Source organism: Chryseobacterium luquanense (assembly GCF_026460945.1).
In the GTDB taxonomy this organism is placed as follows: Bacteria; Bacteroidota; Bacteroidia; order Flavobacteriales; family Weeksellaceae; genus Chryseobacterium; species Chryseobacterium luquanense.
In genome coordinates, this window is record NZ_JAOVZV010000007.1 from 55,161 (window position 1) to 71,869 (window position 16,709).

At 32.1% G+C, this 16,709-nt stretch carries 16 protein-coding genes; 2 read left to right on the forward strand and 14 right to left on the reverse strand.

Annotation, left to right across the window (positions count from 1 at the left end; genetic code table 11):
• Positions 1-65: 65 nt before the first annotated feature.
• The 5 genes from OEA66_RS07780 to OEA66_RS07800 all read right to left on the reverse strand — a co-directional run bounded on the left by OEA66_RS07780 (position 66) and on the right by OEA66_RS07800 (position 5,295).
• Positions 66-707 carry a TerD family protein gene (locus OEA66_RS07780; RefSeq protein WP_267280833.1) on the reverse strand — a complete coding sequence of 214 codons (642 nt, stop codon included), beginning with the start codon at positions 705-707 and terminating at the stop codon, positions 66-68.
• A gap of 404 nt (positions 708-1,111) precedes the next feature.
• Complete coding sequence (locus OEA66_RS07785) at positions 1,112-1,618, reverse strand: thermonuclease family protein (RefSeq protein WP_267280834.1); 507 nt, start codon at positions 1,616-1,618, stop codon at positions 1,112-1,114.
• 129 nt (positions 1,619-1,747) lie between these two features.
• A complete protein-coding gene (locus OEA66_RS07790) occupies positions 1,748-3,286 on the reverse strand; it encodes a hypothetical protein (RefSeq protein ID WP_267280835.1) in 1,539 nt (512 codons plus the stop codon).
• Positions 3,286-4,263, reverse strand: a complete 978-nt coding sequence (locus OEA66_RS07795) for a hypothetical protein (protein WP_267280836.1) — start codon at positions 4,261-4,263, stop codon at positions 3,286-3,288. The genes OEA66_RS07790 and OEA66_RS07795 overlap by 1 nt, the downstream gene beginning before the upstream one ends.
• A gap of 3 nt (positions 4,264-4,266) precedes the next feature.
• On the reverse strand, positions 4,267-5,295 hold the full coding sequence (locus OEA66_RS07800; protein WP_267280837.1) for a hypothetical protein: 1,029 nt from the start codon (positions 5,293-5,295) through the stop codon (positions 4,267-4,269).
• 168 nt (positions 5,296-5,463) lie between these two features.
• Here OEA66_RS07800 and OEA66_RS07805 point away from each other — a divergent pair, with 168 nt between their 5' ends.
• On the forward strand, positions 5,464-6,261 hold the full coding sequence (locus OEA66_RS07805) for a class I SAM-dependent methyltransferase (RefSeq protein WP_267280838.1): 798 nt from the start codon (positions 5,464-5,466) through the stop codon (positions 6,259-6,261).
• A gap of 36 nt (positions 6,262-6,297) precedes the next feature.
• Here OEA66_RS07805 and OEA66_RS07810 read toward each other — a convergent pair whose 3' ends face one another.
• The 3 genes from OEA66_RS07810 to OEA66_RS07820 form a co-directional block, all read right to left on the reverse strand.
• Positions 6,298-6,540: a YtxH domain-containing protein gene (locus OEA66_RS07810; protein WP_267264675.1), complete on the reverse strand. Its 243-nt coding sequence runs from the start codon at positions 6,538-6,540 to the stop codon at positions 6,298-6,300.
• Positions 6,541-6,639: 99 nt separating this feature from the next.
• Positions 6,640-7,482, reverse strand: coding sequence for an isoaspartyl peptidase/L-asparaginase (locus OEA66_RS07815; protein WP_267280839.1), 843 nt, complete (start codon positions 7,480-7,482; stop codon positions 6,640-6,642).
• A 63-nt stretch (positions 7,483-7,545) separates the two neighbouring features.
• Entirely contained in the window at positions 7,546-8,430 is an 885-nt protein-coding gene (locus OEA66_RS07820) for a cyanophycinase (protein ID WP_079464718.1), read from the reverse strand.
• A gap of 287 nt (positions 8,431-8,717) precedes the next feature.
• On the opposite strand from OEA66_RS07820, the gene cphA reads away from it, so the two are divergent.
• Entirely contained in the window at positions 8,718-11,345 is a 2,628-nt protein-coding gene (gene cphA / locus OEA66_RS07825; RefSeq protein WP_267280840.1) for a cyanophycin synthetase, read from the forward strand.
• 74 nt (positions 11,346-11,419) lie between these two features.
• On the opposite strand, the gene OEA66_RS07830 is transcribed toward cphA, so the two are convergent.
• From OEA66_RS07830 to OEA66_RS07855, 6 genes are all read right to left on the reverse strand, one after another.
• Entirely contained in the window at positions 11,420-12,598 is a 1,179-nt protein-coding gene (locus tag OEA66_RS07830; protein WP_267280841.1) for a hypothetical protein, read from the reverse strand.
• A 73-nt stretch (positions 12,599-12,671) separates the two neighbouring features.
• Positions 12,672-13,505 carry a type 1 glutamine amidotransferase gene (locus OEA66_RS07835; protein ID WP_267280842.1) on the reverse strand — a complete coding sequence of 278 codons (834 nt, stop codon included), beginning with the start codon at positions 13,503-13,505 and terminating at the stop codon, positions 12,672-12,674.
• Positions 13,506-13,537: 32 nt separating this feature from the next.
• Complete coding sequence (locus OEA66_RS07840) at positions 13,538-14,656, reverse strand: carboxylate-amine ligase (RefSeq protein WP_267264681.1); 1,119 nt, start codon at positions 14,654-14,656, stop codon at positions 13,538-13,540.
• Between the two features lie 25 nt (positions 14,657-14,681).
• Entirely contained in the window at positions 14,682-15,635 is a 954-nt protein-coding gene (locus OEA66_RS07845) for an ATP-grasp domain-containing protein (RefSeq protein WP_267280843.1), read from the reverse strand.
• Positions 15,636-15,683: 48 nt separating this feature from the next.
• Positions 15,684-16,394, reverse strand: a complete 711-nt coding sequence (locus tag OEA66_RS07850) for an alpha/beta hydrolase-fold protein (RefSeq protein ID WP_267280844.1) — start codon at positions 16,392-16,394, stop codon at positions 15,684-15,686.
• Positions 16,395-16,425: 31 nt separating this feature from the next.
• A complete protein-coding gene (locus OEA66_RS07855; protein ID WP_267280845.1) occupies positions 16,426-16,704 on the reverse strand; it encodes a hypothetical protein in 279 nt (92 codons plus the stop codon).
• Positions 16,705-16,709 lie beyond the last annotated feature (5 nt).

Here is a 16,709-nt window from a genome sequence, read left to right on the forward strand (position 1 = left end):
CCGACTGCAAAACAGCCGGAATTTTTTTATGTAGAGAATTACTCTATAATATTTAAGAGAAACGATTAAAAACCTCGTGTAAAACGGATAAATCTTTTCTCATCAATAGCTTTATCCATCGCCATAAATTTCCAACTTCCGTTGTCACGATAAAGTTTACCCAAAACTAAAGTTCCTTTATTCTTTTTATTATTGTTGGGCTGAATTTTAAATTCAGAAAGCGTTTTATCAATTTCCGGACGATTAATTTTAAGTTCTATAGAATCAACTAAAGAGAAATCGGTTTGCTTCGCACTTCTTGCATCAATATTTAAATAAAAGAAAATAGTGTAAATATCATCGCTTATTTTTGCAGGATCTACTTCGATCAGTTTTTTATAATCAGAATTTTCATTTGAACTTTTGTCATAATGCTTAAAAGCACCATCCTTTGACTGAAATTTCCCTAAAGGAAAATTGTTTTGAATCAACCAACTGTTATATTTCGGCGAGTAAATCCAGTCGATTGCTTTTTTTTGTGAATCAAACATAACACAGGTAAAATCGAGGTCTATATCTGAACTTACTTTTCGTGTTTTAATTCCTAAAAAGTTACGTTTTTGCATTTCTACTTTTCCCCAATTAATTCCAAATGTATAACTTACATCATTGCTCTTAGAATCTTCAAAGATATTGATAGCCTGGCTTTTCTCTAAAATTGCGGTCATAATTTTTAATATAAATTTTCACTAAAAAAACTAATCTCAAGTTGTGCTTGTGTTTAAAACAAAAGTATTTTTAACGATAAAAAAATAAAATACAATTATAGTTTTGATTTAATATATTAACCAAAATTCATAAAAATAATAAAGGATAAGGTGTGGATTATTGTTTAATTCAATAATTTGAAATACAGTTGTTAATTTAGGTTTTTAGCTCTTAGTTTGGGACAAATTTAACATAGTTTTTTGAAATAAGCTTAATATTTTTAATTATTTAAGCAATATTTAATATTAAAATGTAGATTTTTTTTAACTATTGTTTAAATCAGTCAAATCAGAGAAAATTCACATATTAATTGAAAATTTGGGAATACTTATATAAATCAGGATTTAAAATCCCCCCTTAATTCTTAAAAATTTTTGGAAGATACCGTATTAGTAGATTTAGGTGAAGTTGATTTTCGTGATTTTCTCCAATCCCATGGCGCTATTGGATTTTTGTCTTTCCATAAACCAAGTTTTAGTTTTTGTGCTTGTTTTTCTAAAATATCGTAACTGTTGTCTTTTGAATATCTTTTGAAATGCCAAGCTAAACCATTTTTAACCAATTCTTTATTGATGTTTTTGCCATTAGATAAAATGATTTCTGCAATCAATCTTTTATTTCTGTCTTTCTTGTTGTCTGTTGAGATTTTCACCATTTTCCCAAAACATAAATCTGATACAAACTGTTTTGCATTATTTCCAAAAGGTTGTTTCTTTTCAGGGCAATCAATGTTTGATAATCTTACAACTTGTGGTTTTCCATTCATCAAAAGTTCAACCGTATCACCATCTTTTACACCAATTACTTTGTAGGTTTTGGTTTGAGAAAAGAGTATGAGTGGGAAAAACAGGAGAATTAAAGTTTTGTACATTATTCCAAGATAAGTATTTTATTGTTGTTATCCAAGGATTCTTAGTTTACTTGATAGGAACCTTTATTCTTATAAAAAATACTCTCAGGAAATTTAGAACCTAAGAAGATATTAAGGATATTGAAAATTTTAGTTTTTATAAGTCAGAATTTGCAATAGTAAATCTTTATTTATTAAAATAGTATCAGAATTATTTATTTTGAAAGCATTGATATTTCTTTCAAAAAGTAATTTTTTGTAATCATTTTTCTGAAATTGATAAACATCTTTAATGCTTTTATTCTTTTCGAAAATAACTTCAACAACATAGTTTATTTTGGATGTGCTATCGAATTTTTTAAACATTTCTGCTATGTTTTCCTTATTTTCTGCAACAGCATTGGGTATAGGATTCAATTTATTTGATACCGAATCTGAAATGATGGTTTCAGGAGTTACATTTTCTTTATTTTCAGGTATGTTAATGGGAATTTGTTCCTGTGGTTTTTCATAAAACATTGTGTAAAAAACGATTACTCCACCCATTAAAATTAAATTTAAAATTAATGAAATGATTTTGAAAATATCCAATTTTCTTTCTTTCTGCTCTTCTTCTTGAATAAATCTACTGGTCGGTTTGGGTAAAACTATTCTTGTAGTAGAAAAAGATGAAATTTCCCGTGCAGAATTTAATTTATTTTTCTCTTGAATAAATTCTTTTTCCAGTTGATTAAAAGAGTAACTGATGTCACCCAATTCTTTTTCCTGGCTCAATTTTGAAATTAATTCATCAGATTTTCTTAAAAAAGACTGATATAGACTATTCAAAGCTGTAAGATTACGATCTGATTCCTCAATTATTTTGCTGTTTTCAGAATGCTTTTGCTCATTTTGTTCGATTTTCTTTTTTAAAGTTTCAAATTCTCTTCTTCCTTCTTCTTCATGTTTTTGCTTTTTGTTTTTGAAACTTAAAATTGCATCTGCAGTTTTCTGTACTCTTTCTTCTTCTAATTTTTCAATTTCTCTGTTTAAACCATTATTGTCGATTAATCTGAATAATTTTTTTTGAGATACAAATTCGGCTATTTCCTTACTGTCAATAAAATAAATCGTCTCGTATTTAGGAAGTACTTGTAGAGATTTTTTGAATAAATTCTGGATAGAATTAGGATCTAATTTATCTGTTTTTATGACCAGACTCTGCCCGGAATTCTCCCAATCTAAAAAACTGACTTTATTGGTCTGATGTTCTAATTTTTCAAAATCTTTTGAAAAAATCTTTTGAAGGTTAAAATCTTTTGAATGATTGATATTCAGAACAAAATTATCTCCACTTACATTATTGTTTTTAAGGTTGATATGAATTTCGTGAAGCGAGCTTAATATCAAATTTTCTGGAAGAATTTCATTCGTAAAAACCAAACTTGTTCCTATAAATGTTCCGCTTCTGTTTGAGTTTTTCTCTTTTGCAAACGTGTAAACAGAATAAGACAGAATGGTATTGTTTTGTATAGATTCTTTTCGGATTGAGTAAATACGGTCATTCGGTGAAAGCAATTGAATAGCATCCGATTTTAAATCAAATTTTTTCAGAACTTTTTCCAAACTTTGATTTCCGTGGATACAGGATTGTGTAAAACCGTTTGGTGTACCAAAGGTAGCATATCCGAATACATTGATGTTTTTCATTATTTAGAAAAGCTAAATTTTATTTTTTCCCAAAATGTTCCTTCATAATCCAAATCATATCCTACAATGTTATGATACAGCCATTTGGCGATAATTTCAGCTGAATCAAGGTTAAGTAATGTGATTTTTTCCATACCCGCTTGATTTTGTACATTTCCTATTGTGAAATACGTTTTGCTTAAATTATAAGTATCAATTCTGTTGTTGGTCATACTCAATCTTTCACTAATGAAATTTTCTAGATGTTGTTCGTTATCAACACCCAAATTTCCAGATTTATCCCATTTTGAAATCACTAAAAGCACATTTACATTTTTCAGATTCTTCCCTTTTCTTTCCAGATAATCTAAAAACTCAACAATTTTAGCATCTTCATGATGGGCTCGGTCATAACTTGTCACAATGATAAAATTTAACGGAATATCAGAATTTAAATAAGCTTCAATTCCGTCTACATACTTTCCTCCACGAGAAATTTCGTTATGATTTTCACCTGCAGTTTCTAAAAATGATAAACTTATCGGCGGAACTTTTTTAGATTTATTATTAGGGTCAAATACAAAATCCAATCGTGTTACTTGATCTCTTGTTGTTCTGTTTGGAAGTATTCCTTTTTTTATATTTTCAAAAAAATCTGCAAGTAAAACATGTGCTTCACGAGAATTTGGACTTCCCAATTTAGGTCTTAAAACGCCGGCGAAAGAATTCAAATAATATAAAATTGCAGAAAGAATTACAGATTTTCCAGATGCTGAAGTTCCATAGAAAAACACAAAATTGCTGTCTTTATTTTGTACCGTAGTTGTACTTCCGCTAGAGGTCGGAACAAAACTATCGTCATCATCTACTTCAGGAGTAGAATATATCGCAGGATTTTCTATGGAATGGTGATTTAAATCTTGAAAATCATCATGCTTTTGAAAAATATTCTCATTATCATAATCATCAAATGAGAAAGGTTTATCTTTATTTATCATTTTCTATTTATTTGGAATTAATGTTCTGCCTTTTTTTCTGCTTCCGCCTAATACACTTCCATTACTATTATTATCTGCACTTGTGACCAAAAGAATAATAATTACGATTACAAAATCCAATAAAATACATCCTGCTAAAACAACAAACTGGTACATTCCGAAGTTTTTAACAGCGTGCTCGAAAGCATAACCGATTTTCCCTACGTCCTGAGTTTTAGAATTCAGAATTTCAAATTTGAATTTATCTTCACCCAAAACATTTGTTGCTCTGCTTCCAATTTTATTATAGTCGGTTAAAGCATTGTCAATAAGGGTTTGTGCTAAATCATCTTTATCTTTTTTACTTAAAGCCAGAAATTCCTGAGTTCTTTTATTCCATTTCAAAACAGAACTGTTGATGTCAGATTTTAGGTTTCTTTCATCCGGAGATAAATCCATCACCATATTGTCGATTTGATTTCCCATTCTTTGTGCTAAATCATCGTAATCATTTCCTACAGGTGTCAATAAATCAACCTTTTGACCTGTCAATTTTTCAATATCTCTGATTAAAGATTGAGCTCTTGAACCAATTCCTTGGTTTGCAGGATCAATAATTTGAGCCATCAATTGCTTTTTCTTAATTTCAATATTTCTGGCAGTTTCTTTTGGGTATTTATAACTTAGTTTAGATTCTATATTTGTTTCCAAATTGTTAAAATCCTCATTCAAAGTTCTCAATTCATTGCTGTAAATATCCGTTCGCATAAACCTTGTGTACAAAGCATTAAAGTTGGCAATGAAACAAAATGATGCAATAAAAATGTAAATACCGACCAAACTTCCCGTTGATTTACCTTCCAATTTTGCAGCACGCAGCATCCAGCAAAGAAAAAGCAGAAGAAGTGAAAGAACCAATGCGATTACAAAAGATGCATTTCCGAAAATTTGTTCAAGACCGAGCCAAGTTTGATAAAAACTTACGCTGATTAATAAAATTGCGAGCACACCCAAAAAAAGGTCAGATGCTCCTAAAGAAGAATTTTTACTCATGTTTGATATTTAAATGTTATTAATTTTCCTATAAAACAAAACTTTAGTACAACAGAAGCGTTGTTTTTGTATTGCAAACCTACATTGGTAAAACTTTTTTTCATTACGGTTTCCCGTAAATCAATTTATATTTTCAAAAAAATTATATTTACATCAAAGAAAAACTCAATGGAAAATTATTTAGAAATCAACAAAAAATCTTGGAATGCCAAAGTAGAACCACATTTGAAATCAGATTTTTATTTTGTTGATGAATTTTTGAAAGGAAGAACTTCATTAAATCCGATTGAAACCGAACTTCTAGGAGATATAAAAGGCAAAACAATTTTGCATTTGCAATGTCATTTTGGTCAGGATTCTATCTCGCTTTCGAGAATGGGAGCGAAAGTTACAGGAATTGATTTGTCAGATAAAGCAATTGAAGCCGCTAAAGATTTAGCTGAAAAATGCAAAACTGATACAGAATTTATTTGCTCAGATGTATATGATTTACCCAATAATTTAGACCAAAAATTTGACATTGTTTTTACAAGTTACGGAACAGTTGGTTGGCTTCCTGATCTTGAAAAATGGGCAACAGTAATTGATCATTTTTTAAAGCCGGATGGGAAATTTATTATGGCAGAATTTCATCCCGTTATTTGGATGTTTGATGATGATTTTAAAGACATTGCATATAATTATTTTAACGAAAAACCAATTGCTGAAACGTATGAAGGAACTTACGCCGATTTTTCAGCAGAAATCGTTCAGGAATATGTAATGTGGAATCATTCTTTGTCTGAAGTAATGCAAAATTTAATTAATAAAAATTTAGTGATAGAACAATTTCAAGAATTTGATTGGTCGCCTTATCCGTGTTTTAAACACATTGAAGAATTTGAAAAAGGAAAATGGCGAACAAAAAGATTCGGAAACAAAATACCAATGGTTTATGCCATTTCTGCACAAAAAAAGTCATCGTAATGATGACTTTTCTGTATATGAATGCTGAATGAATTTTTAAATGTTTGAAGCTGTATCTTCAACTTTAGCTTTAGCTTCGTCGAATTTACTTTGTGCTTGCGAAGCAACATCATTTGCTTTATCTTTCAAATCATTTCCCCATTTGTTCAAATTATCCTTTGCAGAATTGATTTTATCTTTTACCGCTTGTTGCTGCTCTGGAGTAGATTTTTTATACTTCCAATATGCTAAAGCACCAATTCCTAATAAAGCTAAAATTCCGTTTGTCTTATTTCCCATGATTTCTGATTTTAAATGTTTATAATATTAAATTTGTTATAAACAATGATGTAAAATCTATGCCAAAAAATATTTCGAAATAATAAAAATTTGTTAAAATTAATTAAAGATTTCAAAATTATTTCCATCAAAACTTGCAAAAACCATCGTGGGGTAAGAATCCTGATGATAAATATTTGCATTTTTATCAATAGCAATTGCGCCAGCAAAACCGTCGATTGTTTTTAACTCGGCAAAAGTTTTATCGAACGCTTCTTTTAAACTCATTCCATCGGTTACTCTGGTTACAATTTTCGCAGAAGTAGCATTACTTACTATATCTTCACCAACTCCGGTGCAGCTTACTGCGCAAAATTCATTGGCATAATTTCCCGCAACTGTGGCAGAATCAGAAATTCTTCCCGGAATTTCAAAACCTTTTCCTCCGGTAGAAGTTGCAACTGCTAATTTTCCGTTTTTATCTAAAGCAACGCAACCAACAGTTCCTTTTCCGCCGTTTTCAAGCTTAGCTTCGTACTCTTTTCTTCTTTGAGGAATTTCAGTTGAAAAATTTTCAAAACCATGTTCTTTAGCATAGTTTTTAGCTCCGTTTCCGCCTAAAACACGGTCATCTTCTTTCATCAATTCCTTAGCGACAAAAATCGGATTTTTCACATCCTGAATATTGATTACACCACTCATTTTTTGAGTTTCACCATCCATCAAGGCTGCACTCATTCTGATAATTCCATCACTTTGAATTTGTGAACCAATTCCGGAATTAAACAATTCATCATCTTCTAAAAGCGAAACTGCATAAGCAACAGTATCAACTGCTGAATTGGTTTCTAAATATTGATAAGCTTTTTCAGCGATGTTTTTTAAAGAATTTTGTTTTGCAACTTTCACTTCGTGACTTTGATCGCTTTCAGAGAAAAAACCACCGTGGATTATAATTTTCATGTTGATTATTTGATTTTTAAATATATAAAAAAAGTGAAGAAATTCTTCACTTTTAATTTATTTTTATGTTTGAGGTATGGGATTAAACTGTGAATTTTCTATCGTCAGTTTTCTTGTCGTTAAGTCATAATGATCATTCATCGACATGACGTGAACAGTAAGATTATCGATTGAAATGGGTTCACCTAAATTGATATTCGTCAAATTGGTATCTTTAATAAATCTTCCGTCAACAATAATCACCAATCCTGATCCCACTGCTGTCATTGTATCATTATGAATGAAAAGTCCGGTATCTTCACCCAAACCAATTCCCAAAGTTCTAGGATTATTTACAACAGCCTGAAAAAGTCTTCCGATTCTTCCTCTTTGTACAAAATGTGTATCTACAATTACATTATCGATTAAACCTAAACCTTGTGTAGTTTTAATTTCACCTTTTAATAAAGCTTCAGAACTGCTTCCCTGATAAATCATGTTTTCAGAGGCAGCTGCTGCTCCTGCAGAAGTTCCGGAATAGATAAAATCCTGCTCCTGATATTTCAGTAAAATAGCGTCATGAAATCTTGTTCCGCCAAGAATAGAAGTCAATCTTAACTGATCTCCACCGGTAAACATCACAACATCAGCTGCGTTTGCTCTTGCAACAATAGCATCAGAATTAGCTTCTTCACGATTGTGAATATCTAAAATGTTAACGTTTTTGGCTCCTAAAAATTCAAAAGCTTTTTTATATTCTGCACCCACAATTTGGGGAATCTGCGAAGCCGTAGTAATGACTTCGATAATAGAGTTTTCTTTGTTTTTAGATTCAGTAATGATTTTCCTTAAGATTCCTCTCTCAAAAAAGTTAAGATTTTTTTCAACATTCTGATCGTAATCGGTCTCAGAAAAGCTGCCTTTATTCACAGCTCCACCGATAATAATTAATTTTCCAACAGGTTTCATAGCCTGCAAATTTAAAAAATAATAAATTGTTAAGGAAATTTAAACTCAGTTTTAACGTATTTAGTTTGATTTATAATCGTTTACGAAAATTGCTTTTTTTTAATAAATCTTTAATAACCCTATGGTTTTTTTTAAGGTTTTACATTATCTTTGATTTAGAAAGATGTTTTTATTAATTATAAAAAGGTATAACTAAACTGTGAATCTTAGATTTTTTAATAATTAAATAATAATTGTTAAAATTTATGATTTCACTTAACAAAATGAAAAAAAATAAGTAGCTGCATATGAAAATTGAGAAGATACAGGCTTTACGCGGTCCGAATATTTGGAGTATAAGAAGAAAGAAGTTGATACAAATGCGTTTGGATCTCGAAGAATTAGAGAATTTTCCTACCAATAAAATTGAAGGTTTTCGAGAACGAATAGAACTTCTTATACCTTCACTTATCTCACACCGTTGTTCTGAGGGTACAAGAGGTGGTTTTTTTCATAGAATAGAAACGGGAACATGGATGGGACATGTGATTGAACACATTGCCTTGGAAATCCAGACTTTAGCGGGAATGGATACTGGTTTCGGAAGAACACGCGAAACAAAATCTCCCGGGATTTATAACGTTGTATTTGATTATATTGAAGAAAATGCAGGGATTTATGCAGCTGAACAGGCGGTAGAAATTGCTTCAGCTTTAATTGAAAATAAAGAATACGACATTAATGCTTGTATTCAGAAATTAAAAGAAATCAGAGAGCGTGTAAGATTGGGTCCTTCAACTGGAAGCATTGTTGAAGAAGCAGTTTCAAGAAAAATTCCTTGGATTAGATTGGGGAGCAATTCTCTGGTGCAGTTGGGTTATGGAGTGAATCAGCAGAGATTTCAGGCGACAATTACAGGTAATACAAGTTCGATTGCTGTTGATATTGCTTGTAATAAGGAATTAACTAAAAGAATGCTTCATGAAGCTGCAATTCCTGTCCCAATGGGAGATTTAATTGTTGATGAGGAAGAGCTTAAAAGTGTTATAAAAAAAATAGGTTATCCAATCGTTATCAAGCCTTTGGATGGAAATCACGGAAAAGGTTCATCAATTAATGTAAATGATTGGGTTTCTTCAGTTACGGGTTTAGAGCACGCTCAGAAATACTCCCGAAAGGTTATTGTAGAGAAATATATTACCGGATATGATTTTAGAGTTTTGGTAATTAATAATAAAATGGTTGCAGCAGCGAGAAGAGTTCCTGCTCATGTTGTTGGTGACGGAGAATCTAATCTTGAACAATTAATTGAAAAAGAAAATCAAGATCCAAGAAGAGGATATGGTCACGAAAATGTATTGACGGAAATCAATGTTGATAAAGATACTACAGAACTGCTTGAAAAACTTCAGTATACCTTAGAAACAATTCCTCAAAGAGGTGAGGTCGTTTATTTAAAATCGACAGCTAATCTTTCTACAGGCGGAACTTCTATCGATGTGACTGATATGGTGCATCCCGAGAATATCACTATGGCAGAAAGAATTTCTAAGATCATTGGTTTAGATGTTTGCGGTATTGATATTATGGCCGAAAATCTTACACAGCCTTTAAAGGAAAGTGGAGGAGCGATTATTGAAGTGAATGCAGCACCTGGTTTCAGAATGCATTTGGCTCCAAGTGAAGGTCTTCCGAGAAATGTTGCTGCTCCGGTTGTCGATATGCTGTATCCGCAAGGAAAACCATTTACAATTCCAATTATTGCAGTGACGGGAACTAACGGTAAAACGACTACAACAAGATTAATTTCACATATTGTAAAAAGTAACGGGTACAGAGTAGGATTTACAACATCAGACGGAATTTATATTCAAAATACGATGTTGACAAAAGGTGATACAACCGGTCCTATTTCGGCTGAATTTATCCTTAAAGATCCGACAGTAGAATTTGCCGTTTTGGAAACTGCAAGAGGTGGAATTCTTCGGTCAGGTTTAGGTTTCGGGCAATGTGATATAGGAGTTTTAACAAATATAAAGGAAGATCATTTAGGAATGAATGATATTCACAATCTGAAAGATTTAACCAAAGTAAAAAGAGTAGTACTCGACAGCGTAAAGAAAAACGGATGGAGCGTTTTGAATGCCGAAGACGAATATTCGATGAGAATCATTAATGATTTACCGAGTAATGTTGCGATTTTCAGTTTGGATGAAAACAACGAACATATCAAGAAATTTGCTAAAGAAGGTCGTACAACCTGCGTTTATGAAGAAGGTTACGTAACGATCAAAAAGGGCGACTGGAAAATAAGAATCGGGAAGGTAAAGGATTTCCCTATTACGATGGAAGGAAAAGCGAAATTTATGATTGATAACGTTCTGGCCGCAAGTTTGGCTTGTTATCTTTATGGTTTCGGGATTGAAGATATTTCCAATTCACTTCGTACATTTATTCCAAGTGCGCAATTGACTCCAGGAAGGCTGAATGTTTTTAAATTTAAAAACTTTAAAGTTTTAATTGATTTTGCCCACAATCCGGCAGGTTATGAAGCCATTGAAGATTATCTTAAAAACGTAGAATCTACCAAGAAAATCGGAATCATTTCAGGAGTTGGAGACCGTCGTGATGAAGATATCAGATTGTGCGGAAAAATTGCAGGAAGAATGTTTGATCATATCATCATCAGAAACGAGAAACATCTTCGTGGAAGAACAGAGGAAGAAATCAATGGTTTAATTATCGATGGGATGCAGACCTCAGGAAGAGATGTAAGCTATGAGACTATTCCTAAAGAAATTGATGCGTTAAAACACGCAATGGGAATGGCGGAAGAAGGAACCTTTATTACGGCTTTAAGTGATGTAATTTCTAATGCGATTGACCTTGTTCAGGAGTATCAGGCGAGAGAATTGCTTGAGGAGGATAGGATTTAAAAATAGTTTCTACATAATATAAAAACCTCAGAAATTTCTGAGGTTTTTTCTGATTTTATCAATTAAATATTTTATTATCCAAAAAACGCATGGGAACTTCCAATCCAAATGGCATCTTTTTTATTAAAATCTACGTTTACCATTGCTGCTTTGGTCATTCTTGAAAGATTTTGAAGCAAAACAGGTCTTTCCTCATTTTCTTTCCAAATATAAAGCAAACGAATTTCCGCTCTTGAAAATTCTCCGTTGGTATCTTCAAAAATTGGTTCATAATTCACTTTTCTCTGCAAAATATAGTTTTCTTTATCATTGATGGCATCCGTGATTTCTCTTGTCGGATTTAAATTGACACCACTTCCGGCGAAGGAAAATAAAGGTTTTAAAACAAAATTTTCTAAACTTTCATTTTCAGGAAACTCATGAAGGAAATAACTTTTCGGAACAAATTCATGCTGCAATAAAGGTAAAAGATATTTGGATATTTTGAAAAACCAATTCGGATGAGTAACCCATTCTACATCGACTTCTTCACGGAAATTAAATTCAGTTTTCAAGTCTGGAATTTTATCAAGCTCATCAAAAATTACACGGTTATAAATCTTTTTGATTTCGGTTAAAAATCCATTGTTTTCATAGAATAACTTCTTTCCTTCTTTTTTGACTTTTGTCAGACAAACCGTTTTAATACCTAAAAGTTTTTCGGTTAAAGCAAAATCAATAGCCGTTTTTTGTTTTTCAGGATAAATTTCAAGTAAGATTACGTTTTCGGGATTTTCATTTCCAACGATTAATTCATACAAATGTTTCTGATAATCTTCGTGTGAAATTTTATTCTTCAACACATTTAAAAAAGGGTAAACCTCACAAAATGTATCTTCATAAACATTCTGAAAAGCATATAGTGAAGGGAAGGCTTGTAGTTCAATGAGTTGAGGTTCAATTTTACCGTTTTCGCTTTTGCAGATTCCAAAATCTATCGTGAAAAAGTGAGGCTGTTTCGTATCATTCGGAACTTTACAGTTTTCGGGAATTGATTTTTCTAAAGCTCCTTCAGGTAAATTCTTGATTTGATCAATGATACTTTCACTTGCGGAAACCAATTTTTCTTTGAATTCCTGAGTTAAAAAGATTGGACTTTCAGAAAGTCTAAATCCCGGCTCTAAACCGCTTTTTTCAATCAGCAGAGATTTCATCTGATTGTATTTTTCCTGAGAGAATTCTTCGTTAAACTGTTTTCTGTAATTTTGAATCATGTTTTTTTTCTTTTGTGATTTAAAAAATCGAGCAATAATGCTCGATTTTAATTTTTTTTTATTTGAATTATTTTTATGCCGTAGCTGTATTTACTTTCAAAATGTTTTTCTTCGCATCACTTAAAAAGCGAGGTAAAATCTGAGATTGTGTAAGAACGATTTTATCTTCATCATTGATTCTGTCTACAGTTTCCAGATATTTTTCCATTCCGTAGTTTTCAATCATGGCTTCTTTATTTTTCTCGTCTTTAAGGTTTTCAATCATTCCGTCAGGATTTGCTTCCGGATGAAACTGAGTTCCAAAAATTTCATCAGAAAAACGAATTGCCATAATGGCTCTTTCTAAATTAATATTGGGACGGAATTTTTCAATTGCCACTATTTTCATTTCTAATTCTTCAAAACACTCCAACTTAGGTTCAATAAACTGATATGCTCTAGAATCTACTGCATAAAAAGGGTCGGGTAAATTTTTAAATAAAAACTCATCCTCACCTTCATCAGTTTTATGAATCGGCTGCACTCCAAAAGAATAGGATTTTCTTTTACAGATATTTCCCAAATCCCAATGAATACTCGCCAATTGGAAAGAATGACAAATTAAAAATAGATATTTCTTAGTTTCATTTTGTTTGTTGTGGAGATAAACAGCATCTAAAAAATCAGCAAATTTCTGCTCCCATTCAAAACCCTCACGGTGTGGATTTCCCGGTCCTCCAGAAGAAATAAATATATCAAAATCTTCAATATTCGGAATCTCGTTTTTAAATCTTATATCAAAACTTGCAATCGTAATATTTTCTTCTGACTGCTTTTTGAACGTTTCAGAGATTTCTTTAATATTTTTAAAACCTTGATTTGCCTGATTGTTATTCATATCCAGCAAAGCAATTCTTACATCTTTCATAACCTCATAATTTCTGCAAAGTTATGAAAATATTATATAGCAGCTTCGCCGTGAGTAATACCAAATTCGGTCTCAGAGATCATGTAATCAACTACTTTCTTCAAGTCGCCGGTTTCTTTATAAACCGCTAATTGTCGATCTGCACCGGTTCCGTTTTCTAAAATTTTCCAGGCATATTCCACTTCTTTTCTGCACCCCAATTCATCTACTACATCGTCAATAAATTCCAAAAGTTCTTTCAAAAGATCGGCATAAGGAACAGATTCTTCTTTTCCAAAATCAATTAGATGAGAATGAATCCCATCTCTTGAGGCACGCCATTTATTTTCATTCAGCAATAATCTTCTGTAGCTTCTAAAACTTAAATTCTGTTGATGCAGTTTATAAATTTTAGCCACTAAACTCTGCATAATTGCCGCCAAACAAACCGTTTCTTCGATTCTCAAGGGCATATCGCAAATTCTGAATTCAATGGTAGGGTAGAATGGATGAACACGCAAATCCCACCAAATCTTTTTAGCATTATCGATTGTTCCTGTTTTTACCAAAAGATCCACATAACTGTCAAATTCTGCTAAAGAATTGAAGTAACTCGGAATTCCTGTTCTTGGAAATTTAACGAAAATCTCTTGTCTATAAGATCTGAATCCTGTATTTCTACCAATCCAAAATGGGGAGTTTACAGAAAGTGCATAAACATGTGGAAGAAAATATCGCATTACATTTTGAATTCTTACACCTTCTTCACGATTGGGGATTCCGATATGAACGTGCAAACCGAAAATGAGGTTTCCACGGGCAACATCACCCATATCATCTACAATTTTATTGTAACGTTCTCCGTTTGTGATCGTATTGTGTTCCCAGTTTGAAAAAGGGTGAGTTCCGCCACCGGAAACACGAAGTCCCTGTTCGTGAGCTGTATTGATTAAATGACGTCTCAGATTGGTTAGTTCAGCCTGAGCTTCCTGGATGTTTTGGCAAATTCCGGTTTCCATTTCAATCATAGATTCGTGCATTTCATGCTTTAAATTTTCACTTAAAACAGCTTTTCCACCTTCAATGATTTTTGAAACATGAGAAATCAAATCGCGGCTTTCAACATCGATAATCTGATACTCTTCTTCGATTCCTATAGTAAATTGATGCATTTTTTTATCTGTGTTTTTGTATTTTTTATTTAACTGAATCTTTTACGAAAGTTCCCCAAGCGATATTTGGTTTTCCGGGAACATATTCTTTTGCTTTTTCAATAGCTAATTTTGCTGAATGCTCCACAATCCAAGCGAAATTTTCTTCTCCTACAGAGTTTCTGTCTGCATCTGGAGCCGGATTACAAAAATCAATTGCATAAGGAATTCCGTCTTTTACAGCAAATTCTACTGTGTTGAAATCATATCCTAAAGCCTGATTCATTTTGATTGTATAATCGTGAATCGTTTTCAGTAATTTTTTTAAATCTTCACCTTCAGTCTGATGAGTTGTTTCATATCTCAAATGAGGTGCATTTCTCGGCTCATAAGGCATAATGTGAACGTATTTTTGTCCTAAACAATAAACTCTGTAATAATCCTGAAAAACAATTTCTTCCTGAACCATCATCACCAATTGTTCTGTTTCGCTCAATTTATCCCAAAGATCCTGTGGGTTTTCAACTCTGTAAACACTTTTCCAACCACCGCCATCGTGAGGTTTCATATAAGCCGGAAATCCTACATAATCAAAAATATATTCCCAATCGTGTGGAAATTTTAGATTTCTAAAAGATGTTTCGGAAGTATCTGTAGGTCTTTCGTGTGAAGGAAGCAAAACAGTTTTAGGTAACGGGATTCCAAGTTTTGACATTAAAGCATTGTTGAAAAATTTTTCATCTGCGCTCCACCAAAAAGGATTGTTGATTACATAAGTTCCGTTCAATGCTGCATTTTTTAGATAAGCTCTGTAAAAAGGAACATCCTGAGAAATTCTGTCAATAATTACTGCATAACCATAATCTGCACCTTGTTCTAATTTATCTATATTTACTGGTTCAGCGATGATTTCTCCGCCTCCCAGCTCGTTAACTTTATCAATAAATGCCCACGGAAATGTATCTTCCATCCCGAATAAAATTCCTACTTTTTTTGCCATAATTTTGTTTTTAATGTTTAAATATTAAGATTTGAGTTGTTTTTAATTCTAAAAAAATGTTCCGATATAGGTTGGGAAAGTCATTCTCCAAAGCGGCCAATCGTGATTGATCCACTTTTTTTCGTCGTACCAGAAATCAATTCCTTTTGAGGCTAAAATTTCTGCCATTTCCACATTTTTATCTTTACAAATGTCTTCATCGGAAGTGCTTAAAACAATATGCATATGTTTGTATTTCCAAGCTTCGTCATTTTTTACAAATTCTCTCGGACAGTTAAAATAAACGAGTTCTCCGTCATAGCCATCCATGAAATTTCTAATGCTAAAAGCTCCCGAAAGACAGAATAAGTGAGAAATTACATCAGGAAATCTGAACGCAAAATTCGCTGCATGATATCCACCGAAACTTGCTCCAGCAATGGCAACACGATGAGTTTGATGAATTTTTTGAATATAGGGAACAAATTCCTGAATCAGAAATTGTACATATTTTTCATAATTTCTGATTCTTTGTTGTGGAGAAATTTTTTCGTCATAAAAACTCCACGCATCAATAGTTTGAATGTTGTATAATTTTACTTTTCCCTGTTCAACAAAATAATTGATGCTGCTGTTAAGATGAAAATCATGATTTTGCGTATATAAACCTTGTGAAGTAGGAAACATGATGATAGGGTAACCGAAATGTCCTGTAACCTCAACTTTAAGGCTTGTTCCCAAAATGTGAGAATAATAATCTGTGTGTTCTATCTGAGGCATATTTTCTTATTTGAGTTTTTATTTGAGTTAATTATATGAACTTAAAAAATTCAATTCCGCCGAGTTGATCATCTTTAAGTATGTCTAAAATAAGTGTTCCGTATTTTGGATGTTCTAAAATAATATTATCCTTAAATTGCCATTTTGATCCTTGTTTATTGGCATTTGTAGAATCAACAAATTTGTAATAAGCTTTGTTTTTCCATTCTCCAATTTCAATGATGTTTAAATTAATATTTAACTGAGATTCTTTTGGCAAATTAATTTTTATAAAATCTATAATTTCTTTAATATCAATATTTTTATTCATTGGAA